Here is a 24498-nt window from a genome sequence, read left to right as displayed (position 1 = left end):
AGGAGGAACTCATGAGAAGATCGCGTCTGCTGAAACTCCTGGCAACCATTCTCCTGGTCGCGGGACTCCTTGTCCCGTCGGCAGCCACGGTTTTGTCGTCGACGACGGTGAAGCCAACAGTCGCAGTGCCAGTCGATGGAAGCAATTTGCTTCTGGGCAATCCGTCCAAGGCTGTCCACAGCACCACGTCACCCAACAATTACCTGATGACGACAAGCAATTACACGCTTTCCTACAACCGGGGCCGTGGTGAACCAAACTGGGTGAGCTGGTATCTCGGTCCTTCCTCGCTCGGCTCAACAGACAGGTTGAACAATTTCCGCGCGGACAACACCCTTCCTGCCGGTTGGTATCAGGTGCAGGCGAACGGCTACTCCCGCAGCGGGTTCGACCGTGGCCACAACTGTCCTTCAGCAGACAGGACTTCTTCTGTTGCCGCCAATTCATCGACCTTCCTGATGACGAACATGATCCCGCAGGCACCGAGAAACAATGAGGGTACCTGGATGTACTTCGAGAATTACCTGCGTGGGTTGGTAAAAAGCGGGGATAAACTGTACATCGTCATGGGTTCCTACGGCAGTGGTGGTACTGGTTCAAAGGGTACTGCAACAACGATCGACGGCGGACACGTCACGGTACCTGCCCACATCTGGAAAGTTGCAGTCGTGTTGCCCAATGGAACCAAAGATCTCAGCCACATCACCACGAAGACCCGTGTCATTGCCATCAACACGCCAAACATCAACAGCGTCAATTCAAAGTGGCAGACCTACCTTACCAGTGTCGACGCGATCGAGAAAGCCACAGGGGATGATCTCCTGTCGAATGTCCCGGTGGGGATACAGAAGGTTATTGAAGCAAGAGTAGACGGTCATTCATGAACAAGAAATCGTTAGTAAAGCTGTTGTTTCTGGTAATGATCGTCATGTTCCTGTTTCCCTGGGTACTGGTCTCATGCGGAGGGGAGAAAATCATGAGTGCCACGGGATTCCAAATCGAAACGGGGCAATATGCAACTGTTATGAAAACAAACGGATTCGCAGCGTCACAAAATTTTCAGATCATTCTTCGGACCATCCTCTTCATTGTCCTTTTCCTATCGGTCATTGGCTTTTTCGTAGGATTTGCGCCCGATGAAGATGGAGACATGACTCTTGCGTTTTCATCCTCCTTTCAATCCTTGATCCTCGTCGGCCTTTACATCGGAGCACCCATTGCCTTTTACAACGAGATTTCTCAAGGATCCACGAGTTCCTCGGAGATAGCCGCAATGTCCGGCTTCATCCACTTTGAGTTCCAACCGGCCTTCTATCTGACATTGTTGCTCTCGCTGGGCTGTACCTTTCTGTGCTTTGCTGTACTGAGAGAGCAGGATGCGAAAGACGCAGCACTTCTGACCACAGACGCCCCTCCTCGCCCATCGCTATCACCTACCGTCGATTCGTCTTCTTTGCTGTTCTGCCCCTCCTGTGGGTATGGGAATCCAAAAGGGAGCAAGTTCTGTCTCAAGTGCGGCACTGCTCTGACTGTCCCTGACGACCCTGCAAAAAAGTCGTGAGTCGTACTGTCTGAGAAGGAGGCACCGGATGTTCTGTCCAAATTGTGGAAGGGGGAGTCCCTGATGGTCCCGTCTTCTGTCCTGGGTCTGGGCAGCGCTGGCGAGCGCGAAGTCCAGAAGGCCCTGTGTCACGTCCTCTACGTGAAGTACGAGATGAAGGACCAAGACCTCTTCGACAAGGCCTACGGCTATATTGCGCAGTACTACTAAACGAGGGTGGAAGCCGATCTGTGGTACATCACGACGTTCTGTTCCAAGGCTCTCTCGTGCTTAGTGAAGGGGAGGCTTGACTGATGAATTGGTACTCGATTGTTGCGTTGTTCATGAGAGTCGTCTGGCTTGACGCCCCAGCACAAAGGGAGGCAACTCAGTGACACCGACACGTGAAGCTTCAAACCAGAGTCCGTCACTGCAACCAAGGAGAACTGCGAACGACGTGGAAATGGAGTCCCTGCAGCAGGTCGAGAATCTTCTGGATGCTCTGGAGAACCGGTGGGCTGGATACTGGCAGGAGATGCAGTCTCTTCTCAACGCGCACACTCAAGATGGTCACCTACGTGGCGGGCGAGGGAGGAGGAAAAAAATCAGGAGTGCGATCTACGGGGATATCGATCTCCAGTACCCCGACTTGATGCTAGTGGTCGACATGCCATATGTACAGAGGCTTCGGCAGATTGGTCAGATGGGACTCGTGCACTTCGTATATCCGGAGGCGAGGCACTCCAGGTTCGACCACACGCTTGGCGTCGCCTGGAATACCCAGCAGATCTGTACAAGTCTCGGGAAGTCAGTCTCGTCATCGGGAAAGAAGGCCCTGTTGGCCGCAGCTATTCTACACGACATCGGCCATGGACCGTTCTCGCACTGCACGGAGATGTGGGAGGAGAGTCTCTCTGACAATCGTGGTGGCGTCTGGGGATGGTCAGAGGGTGGGGCTGGGGGGATACCTGCGTATCATCAGTTCCCAGAGGACAGCATAGCGATCGATAGATCGAAACCACATGAAGTCAATGGGGTGCGGCTGATCTACGACCATCCCATCGCACTGGCCCTTATCCGAAGAGGCTTAGCACGGATTGGAACTGGCGACCAGCAGACTGTGTTTGAACGCAACCCCTCACTCGGAATAAGGAGTCTGCTGAATCTTCTGGGGATCGACCCGCTTACTGTCTCACGAATGATCGTCGGAGACCGAGGCAACGGAGGCACTCTGGTGGACGTCATCAATGGTGACCTAGACGCAGACAAGTTTGACTACTACCGGCGCGACGCCTACTTCACGGGTGCTGGGCAGGCTGGCGGCGATGTGGAGTACATCATTGACAACGTGCAGCTCGTAACGCTCCCTGCAAGCATGGGAGGCCAGAGTAGTCTCGCGTGGCCGTTTAAGGCCGTGAACGACATTGTTTTCAACCTGATGAGCCGGGAATACTTCTATGCCAACACCGCGAATCACCCTGTCGCACAGAACGCCAACGCGATGCTTGCCACCGCCTTCTTTGAGAGTTACCGTGCCCTTCAGGATGCCTGTCTGAACCTGGATCCGGAGAATCCCATCCGGGACATTGCTGGCAGGCTCCTGGGCTATCTACCATTCATGGAAGACCAAGACGTTTGGGTCTTCCTTGACACAATGGGAAGGGTCAAATCCGAGGACTACTACCGTCAGGACTGTTGTGGAGTCGTCAGTTACATTGTAAGCAAGCTTCGCTCCCGGTCTTTGTTCGAACGGTCTTTGCCGCTAACCGGCACAGCAAACAACAGGTTCACACGAAGTGTTCGCAAGGCTGTTACCGGAGGACAGAACACACGGGATATACACGAAAGCCGCCAACTGGTGGATTTCGTGTACATAATTGACCATTCAGATCAAATGAGTCAGCACGAGGATGGAGAGTCGCGTGCATTCAGGGGCATCACTCTTATCGACTGGGGATGGACTCCTGCCAATCAGATGACATTACAGGAGCTCACCAACCGCAAGAAACGGCTCTTTGGCCGCGAGACAGCCCGGGGAAGGCCCTCTGTCTGCATCATGCCCAGCAAACGTGCACGCAAACCAATAAGCCTTTCTGAGGCCCTGGATGACTCTGATGATGAAATTGCATCTGGCATTGCCAAGTACGAGCATGGCATGTCCTTCGTACAGGTGCTAACCGATGATATAGCTGTTGACACTTCAGGACATAGAGGGAAGATCCCCCGCAAGGCTCTCTGCCGTCAGGCTAGGACGGAATATGCGGCATGGCTGCTGAGTCAAAGAAACGATACGACCGCGTGTCCATCCCCTTCACCGGGGCACGATCCGCACGCTGCAGACGTACATAGAATAGGCCCAATCCCAGCGAGATTGGACCTGGTCACTGAGGCAATCGAGCAGATCCTGGCGCCAACCTAAGAACGCCGACGCTCTCCAGGTGCAGCTTCAGGCGCTTCTCAGTCCTTACACGCCTTCGCCTTAAGCGGCCGATTCTGAGACTGTGAAACGGCACAGAAGACCCTGTAATAGGATTTGGCAGACTCTTGAACCATTCGCGCAGGAGCGTTCGGGCCAAGCTCGCTCTGAAGAACTTCAGCAATCCGCTTGACTTCGCTGTCACGCTGATCCTTTTCGGCGCACGGACGAACCGCGATGCCAGTACCATGAAGCATAACCGCCACACCCGAAGCCGAGAGCGGACGGGAGCCCATTTCAACTGCCTTCTTTGTCATCAGGTGTTCCTCCTTGTTCTTGCACTGTAATTATAGCACGTTTGGCTGCATTCTCCACTAAGCAGCGATCTACACTTTGTCCGCAGCCACCGGACACTTCTGGGATCTAGGAATCAGCGCTGGAGTATGAGAAGCAGTAGCACTTGCTTGTGGAGCCTTGATGATTCGGGAGTTGCAGCGTCCTGATTATGGATAGCCCCAGCACTCCGCGCAAGGTTGCCCGTGAGTGCAGAGCTTGGTATCCTCTCAAGGGACCGGTTCCTTCATGTGCTCTGGGAACTCCCACTCATCGTCGGGATGCATCCGGTCGCAGGGGATTCCTGCCGCACGCATCAGGAGGAGCGCCTTGTGCAGGTCGGGATCCGTTACGATCTCGGTCCCCAACTTCCCATGGCTCAGGCGGTACTGGCACTGCGCCAGCCATGCTCTCTGACACAGACTGCTGCTGCACCCTTTGAATGTCTCAAGCAACCGACGCTCCTCGTCGCTGAAGGTCCGATCCCATCCGGCAACCTTGATCCAGTCAGCACTCTCGGGGCTGTCGTCCACAATAAGGGCCCCCGTCCAGTGAAGAATCCCTGTCCAGTGAAGAATCCCGTTCTTATCCACATGGGTACTCGGTCGCTTGGTCATCGCCAACCTCCCTCAATCGCTTCTCCCGTTAGAATATCGACGGGTTTGCCTAACCTCTCGGCCTTCAGGGCCAACTCCTCAATGTTCGCAAGGGGAATGTCATCCGCGGTTGGTTCTCGCCAGTAGCCTCCCAAGTGGTTGGCCCAACTATAGATGCTGTTGTACGGAGGATACACGCACCCGTGATACACCCGAACGCCCAAGTCTTCCAACTTCAGAGGAAACGTGACTTCCTTGGCATCCCTCGAATCGTTCGCAATGCCTTCTCAGCCCCAGATGGGCACCTACTGCTCTCAAGTCGAGGAGAGGTCTTCAGGGATGTTCACGTCGCCTTCCAGTACCTCGTCTACGGCCTCCAGAGTGTCCCGTGTCAGTGGGTCAAGGGCCCAACCCTTCCGACGAAACTCCTCCTCAGTTGCCTCCCGTGTGTCTGCTTGAGCGACTTCAATGCGCTCCAACGCCAGCGTGACACGACCACTGTTCGAACGCTCGCCTGTCAGACGCTTCCAGATTTCATGCCAAGGGCTCATCGCGAAGTCCGCTGCATCGAGAAGGTCAGAGGCCGCGTCGCAGAAACGCTTCTGGCCAACCGGTGTTTCTGGCTCGATCACGCCTGCGCCGGTGGAATCGCTTCCCGGAAGCCCGGCCACTGAGTCAGAGAGGGCAGGATTCTGCGCGAGAGGTCCACGCGCGTCTCCCTTGTCTGCATGGATTGCTCCATCGGTAGCTGAGCATTCTATGTCCTCGGCGGGCAAGTCCCAGAGTCGCCCGGCCAGCCAATCGAGAAGCGAAGTGAAGAGGTTCGTTTCCTCAATGGCGGAAACCCTCTTTTCGAGGTTCTTGTTCGTGGGGGTATTATACTCAGGCCACTTGCTCGCAAGCCCTCGGAGCTCGGGGACTTGAAGCATCAGGGAGCCGATCATCTCGACATGCCGTACGTTCACACGCGACAGCCTGAGTTCACTCATCTTCTCGGCAAGGGTTGGGTCATTTCGAATGAGAACCCTAAGAAGGTCCAACAGTTCGTCATCCGGTACGTCATCCAAAGGCTGACCTGTCGTGCTGACAGTTCTTGCCTCATCGTCCATGCTTGCTTCATTGTCCATCATTTCCTCCTTGTTCAGAAGCCCGTTCATCGTTCTCGTCGCCAGCCTCTCAATCTCCTGAACGCGCTCAATGCTTATACCAAGAGCCCTGGCGATTTGATCGGGGTTGTGCCTGCTCTCACCATGGATACCCTCCAACAAGATCATGACCCGCTGCTGTGGTTCAGGAAGGCGGTTCACGAACTCCTCTAGACGACGTGTTCGCCATGTCTTGAGAGTGCCTTCCCCGAGGGGGCGACCATCCGAGCAGAAAGACAACCAGGCGTCGTGCCCCCTGCCGTGAATCGGCACCTGCAACCATGCGTTCGCATGCGCCTTCAACGCATCCTGCAAGACGGCAAATCGGCCGAGTGTTCTGCTACCTCCGGTGTCGGAACGCGAGACATAGTAATGACCGTCCTTTCCGTACACGTACGTGTGCTCAGCTATCTTCAAGTGCTCCTCCCCAACAGTCGGATTCGGCGAAGATCCAGTCCCTCATGTTCATCCATATGCGCCAACAACTGCGAGCGGATACGAGCGATGACCAGCCCACACCGATCAGTCCCTTGCGAATCCGAGATACTTCAGGATTCGCAGCTCAATTTCCACCGCTTGCTCCATGACCTCGTCTGTGTCGGCATCTCCGTAGTTCCGTTTGGCCAACTCCTTCGCGACCAGTTTGGTGATGTAGCGGTACGCGCGCTGTCCCGACGGAATAGCACACTCTTCGGCATACTCGGGACAGTCGTAGTTGAGAATGATTCTGCCCCCTTCGCCGAGCTTGCTGTGCACAGGTGTTCCAAGATGTTGCCACTCCAAATAGAGTTGACTGCGGTTCTGCCTTCGTTCGGCGCCCTCACTTGGTGGTCGATGGTTCGAACCGCCTTCGTGTGCCCCCTTGTGTTCACCCGGCGTACTGCCGCTGCGCTCCGTCGTGCCAGGTCCCCCGGGCCTGTGCGCTTCGGACCTTGCCGCCTCGAGCTCAAGATCCCTTAGAGCAAGCCCCACAGCCTCCCTCAGCCGTCGCAGCACGTTTGACTGCTGTTCCTCGGCTCGCCTTGCGCGTGCCTGCTCAACCTCCTGGCTCAGCCTTGACTCAATCGAGAGAATCCCACGGACGAAGGCTTCGAAGCCGTCGTTCCGTATGTACATGCCACGAGTTGGCGCTACTGTCAGAAACGGGGCCTCCACCGATCCATGCAAGACACCATCGGTCCAAGGCGAATGCTGGAATTCAGGAATTCTGATAATCTCTTTCACGACAACTCGCCCCTTGCTGGAGACCGCCACACCGTCGCCAGCACTAACGCCGCTGGCTACGATCGACAACGAAAGGTCCACACGGCCGTACTCGCCAATTGGCACCGCCATAAGGGAGAAGGGCGTTCCGGCGAGAGGCGGAGGTACTACGCGGTCACCGCCAATCATCACGGCCGCCGCACCGTCTCGGCGCAACAGATCAGCGAAGTTCTTCTCCAGGTATTGCTGGAGCGTCCTTCGCGAGAAGAGGCGCATGATGTCCCGCGAAATGTCCACGAGTTCCACCACGGTACCATGGGGGACGTCCGCTAGCCGTTCTTTGTCACGAAGCAATGCAGGCAGTATCTCCGCGTTGGGCTTCCCTGCCTCCATGGAAAGACGCCAAACGGCACCTCCGTCATCAATCTTGGAGATGAAGACCGCTTTGCGAGCAAATGACTGGTATCCAAGAATCCCGATGCCCATCTTGCCAATGACCTTTGACGGATCGATACGACGCTTTCGTAGCTCGTCTTCGTTCGTCTTGATAGAATTGCCCAAGTTTCGGACGACCCTCTCCATCTCCCCTTCTGACATTCCACAGCCATCGTCTCGTACGGAGATGCTATTGATCTTGCCGCTTGCCGCCTCCAACGCAACAACGCTCGCACCGGCATCCATACTGTTGACGATGAACTCAGCCAGCGCGACACGTGGGTCTTCATAGACGGAGGCGAGCAAAGACATCACTTTTGTCTTGTTCGGGAACTCAAACGGAATCTGGCTCATGTTCCCTTGCCCCCTTTCCCAGGCAAGTCCCGAAAGGCTTTCCATAGTTCGAGCTTCTGGTTGTCCAAGACGGCGCCGAGAAGCGTCGTGACGTACGCGAGCTCATACACGTTTACCCTGCTACGAAGCTCCTGCAGTACTTTCGAATCCGAAAGTGCCAGAGCAAGAGTTGCCGACAGGCTCTTCAGCTGCCGTCTAAACTTCTTGACGAACTGGTCTGATTCGTCAGGCCCAACTCCGGAAGAGTTCGAGAACTGCGCAAGCTTTGCGCTGAGATCCTCGCTGAGAGAGCGAATCTCGTCTGACAGCGAGATCAATCTCTCTCGGTCTGGCGTAGCAGTCACTGCGACCTCTGTATGCGCAGCGCGGGTTGCATCGTGACGCTTGGTCCCAGCCTCAACTGTCGCTTCATCCAACCCGAGGACGCTGAACAGCACCTGCCGCGTTCGAGTATCCTTCGGGAGATTCCTTCCGGCAATCCACCCCCACGCCGTCTTGTACTGCACGTTCAGGTACGTTGCGAGTTCCCCCACAGTTGTCGGCGGTACGGTACGCTTCTCTAGCGCTTGTCTCAACTTTCCCATAGTGTGCTCCCTCACATGTCTCTGCATCACATCTCGTCCCAGATGCTGGCGCCGACCCTCTTCAGTATTCCCCCCTCCACGATCTTCATTCTGATGAGCACCGAACTTCGCTTGACCGCGTACGCATGACTCATGAACATGAACTCGCATATTTCGTCGAACGTGACACCTCCACCCTTCTTCCGGATGAGGTACAGGACGACATCGAGGCTCTCACTCGCAGGCGGGTAGCCCCATGAACGGAGAGCCCATGTGCCAAGCCCTGCCCAGGAAAAACGGCTGTCTCTCCCCAGCGTGCTCTCTACCCTTCGTGGATCTACTTGGGCAATCCCTTTTGCCTCAAGGTACCGCGCAAGGTCTGCAAAGTGAGCTGGAGCCTGCAACTGCTTCAGAGCTGTCTCGATCTGGTCGCCCAGTGATTCGCGGGGGAGGGCCGTCACCAGCTCAGTGGTAACCGCCGAGGTTGATCCTTGCGGAAGAACCGCATTCGAGGCAAGATACTGGCCGAGCCTCTCCTCCAGTCCGGATGTATGTGGCTCGTCGCTCAGAGCCTCGTGCTGCACCCACGTGAGAAGCTCTTCCAGCTTCTCCTCAGCTTGGGGACAACACTGAAATGATGTGGTACCCAACCTTACGCGGGCCAGACCACGCTCACGGCCCAGCGCATCCATGAACAGCCGACCAATAGCCTTGGCATCCACGAGTCGTTCCATGTCTCCTATATTCCCAAGTACCGAGTATTCAAGAATCTCAGGGCTTAGAATAGAGTATTCATGTATTCCGCGCCAGTAGTCTTGAAAACTCACGTGCATTAGGAGGTCCTCCATCAGGAGTCTACTGCCTCTCCACAACCGTTGCCGTATGCGCTCGCGCGTAACACCTTCCGCCATGCCTATCGAATTCAGGCTACTCTGTCCCCCGTACCGAGCGTGCAGGCAACGAAGGTCAGCCGGAGAGACCGAGGGCGCCTTTGAAGCTGAGAAATCGCAGTACTCCGCTAGCAGCACGTCCAGTGGCAACTGACGCACTGACTGCTCGAGACGGGACCGCTTTTCGCGTGCGATGAGTTCGGCTCGAGTCAGTGTTTCATGCGGTCCTGCGTCCGTACCTAACGGATTCACAACCTTCTGTGTTTCAGGAAGCACACGTGCTTCAGGCAGCAATGGTGTATCGTTTGTGACCTTGACTCCGAGCACTCGCACCACAAGGGCAACTACAGCGGCGAAGCTTCCCACGTATTGACGTCCGGGGTCAGAATCACTCAGTCCCTCAAGAGTTTTGGCTTCAATCTTGGCAACGCTCAGGTCGGACTCCCGGGTCATCGATTGGAGTAGCCCCCGAAATGTTACGTTGCGCCTGAGCCTGAGATAAAGACCTACGGCAGCTTGTTCGACGATCGCCGAAGCGTCTTCAATGTCTATCTCACCGTCTGCTCCAGGGAAGACGGCGCACGGAAATGCCGCGCTGACTACCGCCCTTGTCGACATCTCATCCAGCGTGCTGAGCCGAGAAGAAGTAATGTCCCCACACTCCTCGACGAGGCAACTCAGTTCGCTCCGCTGGGATATTCCAGTCAGCACAGTACTGGCTGGACAGCCAGGTCCGAGTGGACCGGGTTCCACTTCGACAGAATCTGCAGTTGGCGCATCGGCCCGGTCTGAAAGCAGCAGCGAATGCTGCGGGGGGACGTTCAGACGTAGCTTGACTACATCAGTCAGAAGCTTCTGGTAATTCGCTCTGGGCTTGTAGCCGGCGAGATACGACTGCCCAAGATCCCTGAACACGGCACTGATATTTGCGTACTTGAACTCGATCGATCCCTTGCTTCGATGGTTCAACAAAGGCTTCAGGGCTCGAAGGTGATCGACTTTGACATACTGCTTTCCGCGAGTCTCTGCCTGAAGCATCTCGAAGTAGTCTGAGACGACAAGACCGACCTCTTTGACGCTCCAATCAGCGCCCCTTGGGAAGATGGACCTTGACCCCAGTGATCTCCTGGCTCGCTTCCGCTTCTGCATCGCCTCTGAATGCCCCTCAGACAGCTTTCTGTCTTCTTCCCGTCAACCCTCTCGATTCGCGTCGTTCGTGTCGTCCTTCATGATGCGTCCACGGTCTTGCACTACGCTGGTTGTCAACGTGAAAGCTGGTTCCAGTAGGGTTCAGACTGACCAGCTGTCGGGCAGAACTCCGACCATCATGTCAAGACCCAATCCAGACTTCACCACAACCCCGCTCAGGGGTGCAAACTACCGTCGTTAGATCCTCTCAAGCTGCAAGAACGCCGTCAGAGCCAACCAAAGCAGTCGACGTGCTGCCTTCTCAGCATAGAAGACAACAGTGGCTGGGTCAAGTCGGACAAGACGCGTGGAGGCGGTTTGACATTAACGACGGCTGAGACAAGCGCTCACAGGCACGCCGGGCGTTGCGAGTGCCCTCCGCGTACAAAAGGGCGGTGCGAGTTCCCATACTGGCGGGCAAGTACGGGAAGTCAACCTACGCCGTGTCACTTGCGTCCACTTCCCGTTCCAACCAGCCACAGGGCATCGAACAACAGCTTCAGGACTGCGATCAGCGATGGATCGCAGGACTGCCTGTTCGCCCCTATCTCCACCACCCGGCCACCATCATGTTGCTGACTTGCCGCGGATTCGCCACCAGTCGGCCAACGGTGCACTTCTTTTCCGAGAAGAGGTCAATGCCGCCCATCTTTCCCTTTCTTGGCGCGGCGAGGTCCGGACGAGTCCCAACCAGCACAGTCGATAGTCTCACCTTTCTGCTCATGCTCTCATGGTGATGAAGACACGAGCTGATTGGGCGGGCGAGGATCCTGAGGACTCTTCTCCGAGAAGCATAGATTGTATACGAGAGTGAGAGAACTACAGTAATAGAATAATAGAGTATTGGTTCTAGAGACCTTGGTAGTGAACACTGCGAAGATACTCCCAAGATTGTGGACGGTGCTATCTCTCCCCAAGTTCTGGTGCTGCCGTGCCTGAGGACTCACAGTTGTTGTCGTTCGCGGATTGTTCAGCAATCTTGCTGAGTCTCGACAATTCTACGAGCAGAAGGTTCCAACTAGGATCTGCTTGGTCTACCATGTATGCAGATGACAAAATGACACAGCAGATGGCTTGGTAGCCATCCGCTTTTTTTCTTCTACGGCTGTCTCTTCCCGCGTTCGTGTTCAGTGCGAGAGCCGCTGGATGAACTTCCACGCACTGTCAACCACGCCATCCTTGTCATAGTCCATTGTCACGACATGGGCCGATTTCTCGAAAACAACCATCTCCTTGTCTATGGAAGCGGTATGCTCCATGATAAACGGACCACACTCTTGGGGAACGACATGATCGTGCGTTGAACGCATGACGAGTAAGGGCTGGGCAATAAGACTCAGGTCCCTGCGCGTGACTCCGAGCAGCTTCACCATCTCGTGAGTACCGGCGGTCGGCGTCCTGTCGTACGCGGGTTCGATGATACCGGGTTCCATGATGTCAGACGCGATCGCCGACGTCGATGCAATCAGATGCTTGAGGATGGGCAGAAAAGGCGCGCGCTTGTCGGTCATGAAGACAGGTGCGTTGACGGGGATGACGCCGGCAATCTCTGGATGATGCTCTGCAAGATACAGGATAAGCGTTCCACCCATCGAGAGCCCAGTGACAAATACCTTGTCGCACTGGCTGGCCAGCAACTGATATGCCTGTTCCGCGTCACGAATCCAGTCTGTGTAGCGAGCCCGGTTGACGTCCTGCCATCTCGTCCCGTGGCCTGTCAGGCGTGGAGCCTCAACGAAGAGTCCTTTCGCCGCGAGTTGCTCTGCATAGTAGCGAATACTCCCCACTGTCCCCGTGAATCCCTGCATGACGAGACAACCAACGCCGCTCGTGCCTTTCGCGCTGAACGGTCTCCCTTCTTCGCGAATGTCCATTTCCCGCCTCCGTTTTGACCGTGTGGCATGCACACCAATTCCATTATCAGCAACCCAGACCTTGGTGCAATTGCGTGGACTTTGCGGCATCCCGGCCCGGATGCCGCCACCTTCCGTCAGGTGTTCAGCGAACTGTCCTCTATTCCCAGTGAGGAGCATGCATCAAGATCGATGGCCGCCCGTACACCCAGCATGGCCCGCCGTGTCCCGGCGTAGGCGATCATCGCGCCATTGTCGGTGCAGTACTTCATCGGTGGGAAGTAGACCCGGACATCCCCAGTCCTCGCGAAGCTATCTCTCAACCGCTTGTTTGCGGCAACACCGCCTACGACGGTGAGGGTGCGGGGAGAGAGGTCGCGGGCCGCCCGCAATGATTTGCCTGCGAGCTCACCGACGACCGCAGACTCAAAACTTGCCACGATGTCAGGGAGATGAGCTTTGAGTTCCTCCGATGTCAACGACTTCACATAGTTGATGCCGGCAGTCTTGAGGCCACTGAAACTGAACTCATACCCTCCCCGGCTGAACGTCACTCTCGGAAAAGAGTGGTACGAGGGATCCCCGGTTGCGCCAATCTTCTGGACCACCGGCCCTCCCGGATAACCAAGTCCCAGATACTTCGCGAACTTGTCCAGCGTCTCCCCTGCCGCATCGTCGCGCGTTGCACCCAGAACTCGATAATGGAGCCATCGGTCAACATAAACCAACTCCGTGTGCCCTCCGGACACAATCAGCGCCAGCACCGGAAAATCGTCGCCCGTCAGCGGCTGCAGGTCGCTTCCCGGATCACGGAGGAATGACGCCATCACATGGCCCTCCAGATGATTCACGGGGATCAGAGGTTTTCCACTGGCATATGCAAGACCCTTTGCCGTTTCTACGCCCACAAGAAGAGAACCGATCAACCCGGGCCCGTAGGTGACGGCAATCCCGTCTACGTCTTTGATCCGCATGCCTGCCTGAAACAAAGCTTCATCTACAGAGGCGATAATCGTCGCGGTATGCCGGCGAGAAGCAATTTCAGGAACAATGCCGTTATACTTCTGATGGAACGAATCCTGACTCGAAATAACCGACGACAAAACCAGCCCCGTATCGTCTACAACAGCTGCAGCCGTGTCGTCGCAGGATGTCTCAATCCCCAGTATGCGCACTGCGTAGCTCCTTTGTCATGACCAGCCCGTCTTCCATGTTGTCAGGATAGTACATCGGTCGGAGATCCGTCACTCCAAAGCCCAGCCCCTCATAGAGCTTCTGAGCTGCAACATTGGACCTCCGGACTTCAAGAAAAGCGCTCCCCATCTTGAGATCCCGGGCCAGATCGAGGAGAAACAGAACGAGCTGCTTTGCCACACCAGATCCGCGAGAGGAAGGGTACGTAGCGACATTGACGATGTGCAACTGTCCTTCCTTGAACCAGCCGCCGATGAATCCGACGATGCGTTTATCGACTGTAGCGACGAAATACTTTGCATCTGCATTGAAGGTAATGTCCACGAAAAAGGTCTCTTTGGGCCAAGGAGTCGCATAGGACGCTTCCTCGATCGCCCAGATAGCTTTGAGATCCCGAACACTCGCTGTCCGGACGATGATTGACGGCGCGGACGTCACAACGCCACCTTCGGGTGATCGAACAATTCCTCCGTGCTTCGGAGGTACAGCGGCTCGAGCGTGAACGGGTCTTCACTCCGGGCACCCACCGAAGCCGCAAGGATGCCGACGCAGCTCGGATACACGTCGAATGACCACGCCACGTTCTCTCGTTCGCGTCCGCGCTGGTTCTCTGGAACTGCCGCAGGCGAGAAGGCACAGGCGGCAAGTCCACCCACGTCACGGACAGTATCGAAGGCTCCCGGTCCCAAACACACTGCGTCCGCTTGAGACACGATTGCTCCATCACGGACGGTAAACTCCTGCACATAAAACTCGTGGCGACGAGCATCCAGAAGCGCCCACACAGGACCATCAGTCACTTGTGTTGTACTCGTCAGGAAGCCGCTCCAGGCTACCGCTTCCAGCGTGGTGACGGAGAGGAGCGAGCAAGGAGACGCGTAGGCAATTGCCTTGGCGATGCTTGCGCCGACCCGCGACCCCGTAAAGGTTCCAGGGCCCTTGACCAACACAATGCCCGCCACGTCATCGAGCGTGCATCCTGCCTTCACGAGCACGTGATCGATCGCAGCCACGACAGTGTTGGACGCAGTCGCCAACTGCAGTGAAGCCTGGGCCAGTACTTCATCTCCCCGCGCAAGGCCAACGACTCCGGAAACGGTGGCGGTGTTAATGAGAAGCAGGGACTGTCTCGACACCGAAACACCTCGCAATGATGGAAGGCTGGTAGAAATCGCGCAGAACAATGCGTCTGATCTCTTCGCCCAGGACTTCGAAATGGACCTCAATACGTTCATACATCTCGAGGAGTCTTCCGGACCGTTCAGCCCACTCGATTACCGTCACACCGCGCTTGTCCAGTTCTTCCTCGAAGCCCATTTCGACCAGTTGTCGAGGATCCTCGATACGATAGAGATCAAAATGCCTCACCGGTTCTTTGCCCAGATAGTTCCGCTCCAGGACAAAGGTGGGGCTGGCGACGCTTGCCCGATCGACGCCGAGCGCTACCGAGAGAGCACGCGTGAGAACCGTCTTGCCGGCGCCCAGAGGACCGATCAGTCCAACAACCAATGAGTCACGGTTCCCCTGTGAAAGCGTCTCCAGTAGACAGCTCCCAAGCAGGATGCCAATGCCCTCAGTAGACTGGTGGCAACGGCTCTGGAATGGTACCTCTATGCAAGTTTCGTAGGTCATGTTCGGGTAGTCATCTTAGCAGGAACCTGACCCTTGTACAACACTGATGTGATATTCCGTTTGCTCCCCATCCGGGGCCTCGGAGGTACGGCGCCAGACCTCTCCGATACTTGACAGCTCACCATGCCCTCCTATAATGGCTTAGCACTCATGCAAAGAGAGTGCTAATCCATCAAGATTTTCTAGTACAGGAGGTACGACAATATGACAAAGCTGGTACCAATCGGTGATCACGTCGTCATCAAAGTTGAGAAAGCCAAAGAAACCATGAAGAGTGGCATTGTCCTGCCTGACAGCGCCAAGGAAAAACCTCAGCAGGGCACCGTCATGGCAGTTGGCTCCGGCGTCATGCTGGACAACGGCACCAAGATTCCCCTTGAGGTCAAGAAAGGCGACAAGGTTTTCTATTCCAAGTATAGCGGCAACGAAATCAAACTCGACGACGAAGAGTACGTTGTGCTTTCTCAGCACGACATCCTCGCAATCGTCAAGTAAGGAGGAATGACCATGGATGCAAAACAGATCATCTTTAATGAGGAAGCATACGAAAGGATTCGCACCGGTGTCGATAAGCTCGCCAATACAGTCAGAGTCACGCTAGGGCCCAAGGGCCGTCACGTTGCACTCGAGAAGAAGTTTGGTTCTCCGGTCCTGTCCGACGACGGCGTCAACATCGCCAAGGAAATCGAACTCCAGGATCCGAACGAGAACATCGGCGCGCAGCTCCTCAGAGAGATTGCCCAGAAGACTGAGGACCAGGCCGGTGACGGTACAACCACAGCCACTGTTCTTGCCCAAATCATGATTCAGGAAGGTATCAAGAACGTCACTGCCGGCGCAGACTCCGTCGCACTCAAGGCTGGCATGGACAAAGCGACGACAGCTGTTGTCGAAGAGCTCAAAAAGCTGTCTCGCCCGGTCAAGACCCGTGAAGAGAAGGCACAGGTTGCCACTGTCTCATCCAAGATGCCCGCCGTCGGCGAAGCAATTGCGGACGCCATGGAGAAGGTCGGCAAAGACGGCGTCATCAGCGTGGAAGAATCTCAGGGCCTCGAGATGAAGGTTGAGACCGTCGAGGGCATGCAATTTGACCGTGGCTACATCTCTGCATACCTCGTGACCGACCCCGACCGCATGGAAGTCGTGCTCAAGAACCCTCTCATCTTCATCACTGACAAGAAAATCACGTCCATCCAGGAGTTCCTGCCCGTCCTTGAGAAGCTGTCTGTGAAGGGACGTCCATTCCTGCTCGTCGCAGATGACATCACCGGTGAGGCGATGGCGACAATCGTGCTCAACAAGGTCCGTGGCACGTTCTCATGCGCGGCAGTCAAGGCGCCCGGCTTTGGAGATCGCCGGAAGGCTATGCTCGAAGACATTGCAATCCTCACGGGTGGCAAGGTTCTCAGCGAAGATCTTGGCCTCACCTTCGAGAAGGTCACCGAAGACATGTTTGGCTCTGCTGACGAAGTCAAGGTCGACAAGGACAACACGACCATCGTTGGTGGTAAGGGAACCAAGGAAGAGATCAAGTCCCGCATCGGCCAGATCCGCAAGCAGGTCGAAGAGACCAAGTCGGACTACGACAAGGAAAAGCTTCAGGAGCGCCTGGCAAAGCTTGCCGGTGGCGTTGCTATCATCAAGGTCGGCGCATCCACCGAGACAGCTATGAAGGAACTCAAGCACAGAGTCGAGGATGCTGTCAATGCTACTAAGGCAGCCGTGGCAGAAGGCATCATCATCGGCGGTGGTGCAGCTCTGGTGAAGGCAGGAAGGGGAATCGACGGACTCAAGCTCACCGGTGATGAGAAGACCGGCGCCGAGATCGTCCGCAAGTCACTTCGTGAGCCGCTCAAGATCATCGCGGACAACTCTGGCTATGAGGGCGTCATCGCGGTTCAGAAGGTTCTCGAGGGCGACGACAATCTCGGGTTCAACTCCCTGGGCAACAAGTTCGAGGACCTCTTCAAGAGCGGCATTGTTGACCCCCTGAAGGTCACACGCCTCGCGCTGCTGAACGCAGAGAGCATTGCAAGTCTGCTCCTCTCGACGGCGGCCATGGTCACAACCGTTCCGAAGGCGGAGAGTTCAGCGCCTGCTGCTCCGGCCTACCCTGACTACTAGAACTCTGCTTCACTCGTCGTCTGTCGACAAAACCCCGGCCTTACGGCCGGGGTTTTTGCTTGGCTCAGGACGCATGCTCCTCAAGGCAAGTGCTGATCATCGCTCCCGGAACATGTGAAGATACCTTGAATAGTACTGCAACTGTGCTATAAATAGAATTCGGCTGAACTATAGCTAATTCTTTTTCGGGAGGAAGAGAGGATGAAAAAGCTGCTAACAGTATTGCTGTCATTCATGCTTGTCGCAGTTGTATTCACGGGCTGCAAGAAGACCACTACGCCAACGGACACTGGTACTACTGGAGCCAAGTTTCATATTGGTATCGTCACAGGCACCGTCTCTCAGGGTGAGGACGACCTTCGTGGTGGCGATGCTCTTGCGAAAGAATACGGTACTGTGGCTGACGGTGGCATGATCCAGGCAATAACCTACCCGGACAACTTCTCATCCGAGCAGGAAACGGTAATCGCTGACATTGTTGGCCTTGCCGACGACCCACTCATGAAGGCCATTGTCGTCAACCAGGGCGTTCCCGGCACAGCCGAAGCATTCAAGGAAATACGCGCGAAGAGGTCCGACATTCTGCTCTTCTGCGGTCAACCGCAGGAAGACCCTAACGTCATCGACGCAGCGGCCGACGTCGTCACTGATGCCGACAACGTGGCTCGCGGCTACCTTATCATCTGGTCAGCCAAACAGATGGGCGCCAAGAACTTTGTGCATATTTCATTCGCCCGTCACATGAGCATTGAGCTTCTGAGCCGCCGCTGGGCCATCATGCAGCAGGCAGGCAAGGATCTCGGGGTCAAGACCTTTTTTGAGACCGCCCCCGATCCCGTCAGCGACGTCGGTATGGCGGGCGCCCAGCAGTTCATCCTCGAGCACGTTCCAGCCTGGGTTCAGCATTACGGCAAGGACACGGCATTCTTCTGCACCAACGACGGGGAAACCGAACCGTTGCTCAAACAGGTCATGAAATACGGTGGCATGTTTGTCGAAGCTGACCTTCCCTCGCCCACCATGGGCTATCCAGGAGCCTTCGGTATCGATCTCAAGGCTGAGCAGGGTGATTGGCCGGCCATCCTCAAGAAGGTTGAGTCTACAATTGTCGCCGACGGCGGATCTGGCCGTTTTGGCACATGGGCATTCTCTCTCGGCTATACAACCACAGCAGGTCTCGGCGAATATGCCAAGCGTTGCATCGAGGGTACGGCCAAGGTTGCGAACATGCAGGATATGCTCTCTGCCTTTCAGAAGTACACTCCTGGCGCAGCATGGAACGCCTCCAACTACACAGATCTTAACACCAAGAAAACGGACACCAATCACTTCCTGATCTACGAGGACACATACGTGTTCGGCAAAGGATACCTCGGCTCTGCCAAACAGGTAGTCCCCGAGAAATACCTCACCTTCAAGCCTCAGTAGAATCTGGCATTCAAGCGCTGGGGCGTCTGCCCCAGCGCTTTTCCTTCAACGTGCACACTGTTGTCGTGATGTCGGAAGGCAATCAGGATCACGATCGTGTTATGTTATGCCATAGAGAAGAAGAGGCAAACACCGTTAAGCAATCAGCTCCTGCGTGTTTGGTACGTCGCTTCCAAGGCCTCCAACAATTCTCTGTCAGTGTGCTAACCAGTATTCTTGAAGAGCCATAGGTGAAAGTGTTCAATTTCTGGGAGGTGGCCACATGACTCAACAACAACCTTTGCTGAAAATGCAGGGCATCACCAAAGAATACTTTGGGAACCGGGTTCTGACCGATGTCTCCCTCGACTTGAACCGCGGCGAGGTCCTCGGCCTTGTTGGAGAGAACGGTGCCGGCAAGTCGACCCTGATGAATATCCTCTTCGGGATGAGCGTCATTGTCCAGACCGGAGGCTATGCCGGTAAGGTTTTCATCGATGGCAAAGAAGTCAGTTTTCAGAACCCGTTCGATGCCCTCAAGGCAGGTATTGGCATGGTTCACCAGGAGTTCTCGCTGATCCCAGGGTTCACCGCCACTGAGAACATCCTTCTCAACGGTGAAATTCTGCATGACAACATCGTGACGAAACTTTTTGGGCCCCGCTTGAAGACACTGGACCTTCCCGAAATGCGCGCCATCGCGGAGAAGTCCATTGAGCTGCTGGGCGTCGAAATCAGCCCAGACACGCTGGTCGCCGAGATGCCGGTCGGTCATAGGCAGTTCACCGAACTCGCACGCGAGATCCATCGCCCCGAGATGAAAGTGCTCGTGCTCGATGAGCCGACGGCAGTCCTGACGGAGTCCGAGGCGGAGGTTCTTCTGACTTCACTCCGCAGACTGGCCGCCACTGGAATTGCCATTATCTTCATCACGCACCGCCTTCAGGAGATCCTCGACATTTGCGACAGGATCGTTATTCTGCGGGACGGACAAGTCGTGAAAGAGATAGCCACCCACGACACCGACATCGGTCAGGTCGCGGAACTCATGGTGGGTCGCAGTGTGGATACAAAAGCAATTGCCACTGCAACGTATGACACACAACAAGAAACGGTCCTGGCCGTCGAGCATCTGTGGGTCGACATGCCTGGAGAGACAGTTCGAGACGTCAGTTTTGAGGTTCATAAGGGAGAGATCTTTGGCATCGGAGGACTCGCTGGGCAAGGAAAACTTGGTATTCCGAACGGCATTATGGGACTTTGCCCCGCGGGAGGAACAGTCATCCTGCACGGGAAGCCAATCCACCTGGAGGATCCGGCAGCCGCCCTGGCAGCCAGCATGGCATTCGTCTCGGAAGACAGGCGCGGTGTCGGTCTGCTTATGGAAGAGCCTCTGGACTGGAATATCGCGTTCACTGCGATGCAAGTGCAGAACAAGTTTCTCCGACCGCTCCTGGGCGGACTCATCAAATGGAGAGATGACCGGGCCATCCGGAAGGTCACCCGGGAATATATCGAGGCCCTGGAGATCAAGTGCACGGGAGTTGAACAGCCTGCTCAAGAACTCTCTGGCGGCAATCAACAGAAAGTCTGTCTTGCCAAGGCTTTTGGTGTAGAACCAAATCTGCTATTCGTCTCGGAACCGACACGTGGTATCGACGTCGGCGCAAAAGCGCTGGTCCTGAAAGCGTTGCGGCGGTACAACAGCGAAAATGGGACGACCATTGTCATGGTATCGTCTGAGCTTGAGGAGTTGCGTTCCATCTGCGATCGGATCGCTATTATTGACGAAGGTCGCGTGGCAGGCATTCTGTCCCCTGCCGCCACAGCAAAAGAATTTGGCATGCTCATGATCGGCAAACTCAAGAACACAGATGATAAGGTGGTGAGTCATGCATAGGTTGCGGCAATTCATCGACCGGGCAGGTTGGCCTCGGATCATCATAGGACTAGTGCTACTCTCACTGTTCCTGGTTGCTCCACATTGGGGTGTTCGAATCGACGCATCACTGATGGACACGATCATTCGTTTTGGGATGAACGGGGTGATGGTACTCGCCATGATTCCCATGGTACAAGCAGGCTGCGGACTCAACTTTGGTCTGCCACTCGGTATTATTGCCGGACTGCTGGGAGCCACCCTGAGCATTGAACTGGGGCTTGTTGGGGTTGCGGGATTCGCCGGCGCTATCGGGATAGCCATTCCGCTCGCATGTCTGTTTGGCTGGGGATATGGCGTTCTACTGAACCACGTCAAGGGCGACGAGATGATGATCGCCACATACGTTGGTTTCTCCTCTGTCTCCTTCATGAGCATCATGTGGATGGTCTTGCCCTATCACAATCCGACGATGATCTGGGGCTACAGTGGCCAAGGTCTCAGGACTACCGTTTCTGTCGACGGGTTCTGGGCCAAGATACTGGACAACTTGCTTGCCATCCACATCGGTCCAAACTTTATGTTTCCAACTGGCACGATCTTGTTTTTCGCACTCATGGCATGGCTCATGTGGGCGTTCTTTCACACCAAGACCGGAACAGCGATGACTGCTGTCGGTTCGAATCCAGACTACGCCCGCGCCAGTGGAATCAGCGTCGACCGGATGAGAACCACTTCTGTTATCCTGTCGACTGTCTATGGAGCCATCGGCATTCTCCTGTATGAACAGAGCTATGGGTTCATTTCGCTCTACAACGGCCCCTTCTTCATGGCACTCCCCGCAGTCGCCGCCGTTCTCATCGGCGGCGCCAGCGTCAACAAGGCCAACATTACCAACGTGGTCATAGGAACAATCTTGTTTCAAGGCATCCTGACCATGGCCCCCTCTGTTATCAACGCCGCTATTCACAGTGATGCGGCAGAAGTTGTACGACTCATCGTTTCCAATGGAATGATCGTCTACGCACTCACCCGAGCGACCAGGAAGTCCAGGTGACACCATGACAAGAAGATATGGACTCAAAGATGTCATTTCCCACTTCTTCATCAACAATGCCGTCCCTATTATCTTCATCGTCTTCATAGCATTTGCCATCCCCATCTCAGGCTTCTCCGGCCCCTACCTTACTCAGCAGCTGGTCATAAGGGTCAGTCGTGATTCCTTCCTTGTTCTTTCCCTGGTCTTGCCAATCATGGCAGGTATGGGAATCAACTTCGGCATGGTCCTGGGCGCTATGTCGGGACAGATCGCAATCATCCTCGTTCTCAACTGGGGAGTCCAGGGAGTAGGCGGGCTATTCCTGGCCATGGCAGTTGCAACGCCGATGGCCGTACTCCTCGGGTGGTTCTCCGGCCTCATTCTTAACAAGGCCAAAGGACGCGAGATGGTAACGTCGATGATGCTCGGATTCTTCATTAGTGGCATTTACCAGCTCATCGTGCTCTACTTCATGGGCAAACTCATCCCAATTCATAATCCTGTCCTCGTCCTGTCACGAGGGTACGGCATTCGCAACGCTCTTAGCCTGCTGACAATGCGAATGAGCCTCGATAACCTCATCCCGTTGAAGATCGCCGGCATCTCGATCCCAGTTGCGACATATGTGATTATCGGTTTGCTTTGTCTATTCATCTGGTGGTTCGGCAAGACAAAGCTAGGGCACGACATGCGAGCAGTCGGCCAAGACATGGGTGTCTCCGAAGATTCGGGTATCAAGGTAGAACGCACTCGTATTCTTGCTATCATTCTCTCTACCGTTCTTGCCTGTTATGGACAAATCATCTATCTTCAGAACATTGGCACGCTGAATACATACAATGGTGCTGACCAAACAGCTACGTTCGCAGCCGCAGCACTGCTGATCGGTGGAGCAAGTGTCGTAAAAGCCTCCATCCCCAATGTGTTCATCGGAGTTGTTCTCTTTCATCTGATGTTCCTCGTATCTCCGATGGCAGGAAAGAACCTCATGGGATCAGCAATGATCGGGGAGTACTTTCGTGTCTTCGTGTCATATGGCGTCATAGCGCTCGCCCTTGCCCTGTATGCCTGGAAACGACTGAAGGAACGAGAGCGAGCGAGACGCTCTCTGCGCGGGACAAAGGAGTCGTAGCACGCCCCCTCCAATCAGGCTCTTGAAGATGGCTGCCGGCATCTGTCGACAGCCATCTTGCTACAGAGCGCTGGACACGTAGACGAACGGCACAGACATCATGAGCCCCGTGCTGTTGCAGCGCTTTCCCAGACTCCTACAATGCTTGAGATACGTGGAGGTGTCGGAATGAGTGGACTAATACGGCTGGATGACACATGGGCTCTTGATCACATCGATGCCGAGGAGATCGACGGAGGGATGAGAGAGGCAGCACTGCAGCTCCAGCTCCTCGTCGACAGGAAGGGCGCCGGCTCTGAATACACCGGATGGCTCAACCTGCCCATCGACGCGCCTGACAGTGTCGTGGCCAGACTCGAGCACGCCGCCGCCGACCTCCGCGAACAATCGGATACTGTCGTCGTCTGTGGTATTGGGGGCTCCTATCTGGGGGCTCGAGCGGGCCTGGAATTCCTTGCCGGCGTGCCGTCCCGCTCGGCAACCGACAGTTTGCCCGACATCCTCTTCGCCGGCAACAGCCTCAGTTCATGGCAACTCCAAAAGCTGCTGGACAGGCTTGCGGGCCACCGCTTCTCCGTCGTGGTCATTTCGAAATCCGGCACGACGCTTGAGACTGCGGTTGCCTTCCACATCCTGAGAACAGAGCTGGTTCGACGGTTCGGCGCAGGAAAGGCACGCACCCGCATCGTGGCCATAACGGACTCGGAGCATGGAACCCTGCACGATCTTGCCAGGGACCAGGGCTTGGTCACATTCGATCTGCCTCGCGACGTTGGGGGACGCTATTCAGTACTCACTCCGGTCGGTCTCCTTCCGTTCGCGATCGCAGGCTTGAATATCCGTGCGATGCTGCAAGGCGCCGCAGAACAGCGCACTGCCAGCCTTGGTTCGCCTGCAGCGACCAACGACGCTCTTCACTACGCCGTTGCCCGACGCCTTCTGAACACGAGTGGAAAGAACATCGAACTGCTTACAAGTTTCGAGCCCTGTCTGCACTTCGTCGGCGAATGGTGGAAGCAACTGTTCGGCGAGAGTGAGGGCAAGAACGGCAAGGGGATCTTCCCTGCGTCGGCCGAATTCACAACTGATCTTCACTCACTTGGGCAATATGTCCAGGAAGGAACTCATTCACTCTTCGAGACGGTTGTCGATGTGCCCGCCCCCGCCGACGTCGCGTTCCTCTGTGATGCGGACTCGCCAGACGGGCTTGCCTATCTCAACGGCCGAAGCCTGTCTGCCATGAACCACGATGCCAGGATCGCCACACTTCTTGCTCACCACGATGGCGGCGTCCCCGTGCTTCAACTGACGGTGCCCGATGTCTCAGAAGGTAGCTTCGGTGCCGCTGTGTACTTCTTCGAGGTCGCCTGTGCGGTAGGAGGCTATATGCTTGGCATCAACCCCTTCGACCAGCCTGGCGTAGAAGCGTACAAGCACAACATGTTCGCTCTCCTGGCCAAACCGGGCACAGAGGTGGAAGCCGCGGACATTCGTTCACGTCTTGCCAGGGGCAACTGACCAGCATCAAGCAAGGTTCCACCCGCAGAAACGGTCGTGGAGAGACACCTCCCAAGG

General features: G+C 55.7%; 23 protein-coding genes. 11 read left to right on the top strand and 12 right to left on the bottom strand.

Annotated elements, in window-relative coordinates:
• The first annotated feature begins 11 nt into the window (after positions 1–11).
• From SMC1_RS00400 to SMC1_RS00390, 4 genes are all read left to right on the top strand, one after another.
• A complete protein-coding gene (locus tag SMC1_RS00400) occupies positions 12–884 on the top strand; it encodes a DNA/RNA non-specific endonuclease (RefSeq protein WP_119084840.1) in 873 nt (290 codons plus the stop codon).
• Positions 881–1561, top strand: coding sequence for a zinc ribbon domain-containing protein (locus SMC1_RS00395; RefSeq protein ID WP_119084839.1), 681 nt, complete (start codon positions 881–883; stop codon positions 1559–1561). Before SMC1_RS00400 ends, SMC1_RS00395 begins: the two co-directional genes overlap by 4 nt.
• A 63-nt stretch (positions 1562–1624) precedes the next feature.
• Positions 1625–1771 carry a hypothetical protein gene (locus tag SMC1_RS10390; RefSeq protein WP_165849093.1) on the top strand — a complete coding sequence of 49 codons (147 nt, stop codon included), beginning with the start codon at positions 1625–1627 and terminating at the stop codon, positions 1769–1771.
• 160 nt (positions 1772–1931) lie between these two features.
• The gene (locus SMC1_RS00390; RefSeq protein ID WP_126855120.1) at positions 1932–3959 is read left to right on the top strand and encodes an HD domain-containing protein; all 2028 of its coding nucleotides are present in this window, start codon (positions 1932–1934) and stop codon (positions 3957–3959) included.
• A 38-nt stretch (positions 3960–3997) separates the two neighbouring features.
• Here SMC1_RS00390 and SMC1_RS00385 read toward each other — a convergent pair whose 3' ends face one another.
• The 12 genes from SMC1_RS00385 to tsaE form a co-directional block, all read right to left on the bottom strand.
• The gene (locus tag SMC1_RS00385; protein ID WP_119084837.1) at positions 3998–4273 is read right to left on the bottom strand and encodes a hypothetical protein; all 276 of its coding nucleotides are present in this window, start codon (positions 4271–4273) and stop codon (positions 3998–4000) included.
• 246 nt (positions 4274–4519) lie between these two features.
• On the bottom strand, positions 4520–4906 hold the full coding sequence (locus tag SMC1_RS00380; RefSeq protein WP_119084836.1) for a hypothetical protein: 387 nt from the start codon (positions 4904–4906) through the stop codon (positions 4520–4522).
• A gap of 293 nt (positions 4907–5199) precedes the next feature.
• Positions 5200–6447: a sigma-70 family RNA polymerase sigma factor gene (locus tag SMC1_RS00375; RefSeq protein WP_119084835.1), complete on the bottom strand. Its 1248-nt coding sequence runs from the start codon at positions 6445–6447 to the stop codon at positions 5200–5202.
• Between the two features lie 105 nt (positions 6448–6552).
• The gene (locus tag SMC1_RS00370; protein ID WP_165849092.1) at positions 6553–8022 is read right to left on the bottom strand and encodes an ATP-binding protein; all 1470 of its coding nucleotides are present in this window, start codon (positions 8020–8022) and stop codon (positions 6553–6555) included.
• Positions 8019–8606: a hypothetical protein gene (locus SMC1_RS00365; RefSeq protein WP_119084833.1), complete on the bottom strand. Its 588-nt coding sequence runs from the start codon at positions 8604–8606 to the stop codon at positions 8019–8021. The genes SMC1_RS00370 and SMC1_RS00365 overlap by 4 nt, the downstream gene beginning before the upstream one ends.
• A gap of 26 nt (positions 8607–8632) precedes the next feature.
• Positions 8633–10624, bottom strand: a complete 1992-nt coding sequence (locus tag SMC1_RS00360; RefSeq protein ID WP_119084832.1) for a hypothetical protein — start codon at positions 10622–10624, stop codon at positions 8633–8635.
• 583 nt (positions 10625–11207) lie between these two features.
• The gene (locus SMC1_RS10280; protein ID WP_126855119.1) at positions 11208–11387 is read right to left on the bottom strand and encodes a hypothetical protein; all 180 of its coding nucleotides are present in this window, start codon (positions 11385–11387) and stop codon (positions 11208–11210) included.
• Between the two features lie 403 nt (positions 11388–11790).
• Entirely contained in the window at positions 11791–12537 is a 747-nt protein-coding gene (locus tag SMC1_RS00355; protein WP_165849091.1) for an alpha/beta hydrolase, read from the bottom strand.
• A 116-nt stretch (positions 12538–12653) separates the two neighbouring features.
• A complete protein-coding gene (gene tsaD / locus SMC1_RS00350) occupies positions 12654–13691 on the bottom strand; it encodes a tRNA (adenosine(37)-N6)-threonylcarbamoyltransferase complex transferase subunit TsaD (protein WP_119084830.1) in 1038 nt (345 codons plus the stop codon).
• Complete coding sequence (gene rimI, locus SMC1_RS00345) at positions 13672–14148, bottom strand: ribosomal protein S18-alanine N-acetyltransferase (protein ID WP_165849090.1); 477 nt, start codon at positions 14146–14148, stop codon at positions 13672–13674. Before rimI ends, tsaD begins: the two co-directional genes overlap by 20 nt.
• Complete coding sequence (tsaB, locus tag SMC1_RS00340; protein WP_165849089.1) at positions 14145–14846, bottom strand: tRNA (adenosine(37)-N6)-threonylcarbamoyltransferase complex dimerization subunit type 1 TsaB; 702 nt, start codon at positions 14844–14846, stop codon at positions 14145–14147. The genes rimI and tsaB overlap by 4 nt, the downstream gene beginning before the upstream one ends.
• Complete coding sequence (gene tsaE / locus SMC1_RS00335) at positions 14818–15342, bottom strand: tRNA (adenosine(37)-N6)-threonylcarbamoyltransferase complex ATPase subunit type 1 TsaE (RefSeq protein ID WP_119084827.1); 525 nt, start codon at positions 15340–15342, stop codon at positions 14818–14820. Before tsaE ends, tsaB begins: the two co-directional genes overlap by 29 nt.
• A gap of 204 nt (positions 15343–15546) precedes the next feature.
• On the opposite strand from tsaE, the gene groES reads away from it, so the two are divergent.
• From groES to SMC1_RS00300, 7 genes are all read left to right on the top strand, one after another.
• Positions 15547–15837: a co-chaperone GroES gene (groES, locus tag SMC1_RS00330; protein WP_119084826.1), complete on the top strand. Its 291-nt coding sequence runs from the start codon at positions 15547–15549 to the stop codon at positions 15835–15837.
• 12 nt (positions 15838–15849) lie between these two features.
• Positions 15850–17466 (top strand): chaperonin GroEL, encoded by a 1617-nt coding sequence (gene groL / locus SMC1_RS00325; RefSeq protein ID WP_119084825.1) that lies wholly within the window; start codon positions 15850–15852, stop codon positions 17464–17466.
• A gap of 201 nt (positions 17467–17667) precedes the next feature.
• Positions 17668–18894, top strand: a complete 1227-nt coding sequence (locus SMC1_RS00320) for a DUF3798 domain-containing protein (protein WP_119084824.1) — start codon at positions 17668–17670, stop codon at positions 18892–18894.
• A 262-nt stretch (positions 18895–19156) separates the two neighbouring features.
• Complete coding sequence (locus SMC1_RS00315) at positions 19157–20773, top strand: sugar ABC transporter ATP-binding protein (protein ID WP_119084823.1); 1617 nt, start codon at positions 19157–19159, stop codon at positions 20771–20773.
• Positions 20766–21809 (top strand): ABC transporter permease subunit, encoded by a 1044-nt coding sequence (locus SMC1_RS00310; protein WP_119084822.1) that lies wholly within the window; start codon positions 20766–20768, stop codon positions 21807–21809. Before SMC1_RS00315 ends, SMC1_RS00310 begins: the two co-directional genes overlap by 8 nt.
• Before the next feature lie 4 nt (positions 21810–21813).
• On the top strand, positions 21814–22923 hold the full coding sequence (locus SMC1_RS00305; protein ID WP_119084821.1) for an ABC transporter permease subunit: 1110 nt from the start codon (positions 21814–21816) through the stop codon (positions 22921–22923).
• Positions 22924–23091: 168 nt separating this feature from the next.
• Complete coding sequence (locus SMC1_RS00300) at positions 23092–24441, top strand: glucose-6-phosphate isomerase (RefSeq protein WP_165849088.1); 1350 nt, start codon at positions 23092–23094, stop codon at positions 24439–24441.
• The last annotated feature ends 57 nt before the right edge of the window (positions 24442–24498 follow it).

Source organism: Candidatus Cryosericum septentrionale, from assembly GCF_003570995.1.
Lineage (GTDB): Bacteria > Caldisericota > Caldisericia > Cryosericales > Cryosericaceae > Cryosericum > Cryosericum septentrionale.
The sequence above is the reverse complement of the archived record's forward strand: the minus strand, read 5'-3'. Positions and strand labels throughout refer to the sequence as shown.

What these genes read in the sequence shown, in the direction of transcription:
- SMC1_RS00320 (WP_119084824.1), top strand. Translation starts at nt 17,668, where the DNA reads ATGAAAAAGCTGCTAACAGTATTGCTGTCATTCATGCTTGTCGCAGTT.
- SMC1_RS00400 (WP_119084840.1), top strand. Translation starts at nt 12, where the DNA reads ATGAGAAGATCGCGTCTGCTGAAACTCCTGGCAACCATTCTCCTGGTC.
- SMC1_RS00355 (WP_165849091.1), bottom strand. Translation starts at nt 12,537, where the DNA reads ATGGACATTCGCGAAGAAGGGAGACCGTTCAGCGCGAAAGGCACGAGC.
- SMC1_RS00370 (WP_165849092.1), bottom strand. Translation starts at nt 8,022, where the DNA reads ATGAGCCAGATTCCGTTTGAGTTCCCGAACAAGACAAAAGTGATGTCT.
- SMC1_RS10280 (WP_126855119.1), bottom strand. Translation starts at nt 11,387, where the DNA reads ATGAGCAGAAAGGTGAGACTATCGACTGTGCTGGTTGGGACTCGTCCG.
- SMC1_RS10390 (WP_165849093.1), top strand. Translation starts at nt 1,625, where the DNA reads ATGGTCCCGTCTTCTGTCCTGGGTCTGGGCAGCGCTGGCGAGCGCGAA.
- SMC1_RS00365 (WP_119084833.1), bottom strand. Translation starts at nt 8,606, where the DNA reads ATGGGAAAGTTGAGACAAGCGCTAGAGAAGCGTACCGTACCGCCGACA.
- SMC1_RS00300 (WP_165849088.1), top strand. Translation starts at nt 23,092, where the DNA reads ATGAGTGGACTAATACGGCTGGATGACACATGGGCTCTTGATCACATC.
- groL (WP_119084825.1), top strand. Translation starts at nt 15,850, where the DNA reads ATGGATGCAAAACAGATCATCTTTAATGAGGAAGCATACGAAAGGATT.
- SMC1_RS00310 (WP_119084822.1), top strand. Translation starts at nt 20,766, where the DNA reads ATGCATAGGTTGCGGCAATTCATCGACCGGGCAGGTTGGCCTCGGATC.
- SMC1_RS00380 (WP_119084836.1), bottom strand. Translation starts at nt 4,906, where the DNA reads ATGACCAAGCGACCGAGTACCCATGTGGATAAGAACGGGATTCTTCAC.
- SMC1_RS00305 (WP_119084821.1), top strand. Translation starts at nt 21,814, where the DNA reads ATGACAAGAAGATATGGACTCAAAGATGTCATTTCCCACTTCTTCATC.
- tsaE (WP_119084827.1), bottom strand. Translation starts at nt 15,342, where the DNA reads ATGACCTACGAAACTTGCATAGAGGTACCATTCCAGAGCCGTTGCCAC.
- SMC1_RS00360 (WP_119084832.1), bottom strand. Translation starts at nt 10,624, where the DNA reads ATGCAGAAGCGGAAGCGAGCCAGGAGATCACTGGGGTCAAGGTCCATC.
- SMC1_RS00315 (WP_119084823.1), top strand. Translation starts at nt 19,157, where the DNA reads ATGACTCAACAACAACCTTTGCTGAAAATGCAGGGCATCACCAAAGAA.
- groES (WP_119084826.1), top strand. Translation starts at nt 15,547, where the DNA reads ATGACAAAGCTGGTACCAATCGGTGATCACGTCGTCATCAAAGTTGAG.
- SMC1_RS00385 (WP_119084837.1), bottom strand. Translation starts at nt 4,273, where the DNA reads ATGACAAAGAAGGCAGTTGAAATGGGCTCCCGTCCGCTCTCGGCTTCG.
- SMC1_RS00395 (WP_119084839.1), top strand. Translation starts at nt 881, where the DNA reads ATGAACAAGAAATCGTTAGTAAAGCTGTTGTTTCTGGTAATGATCGTC.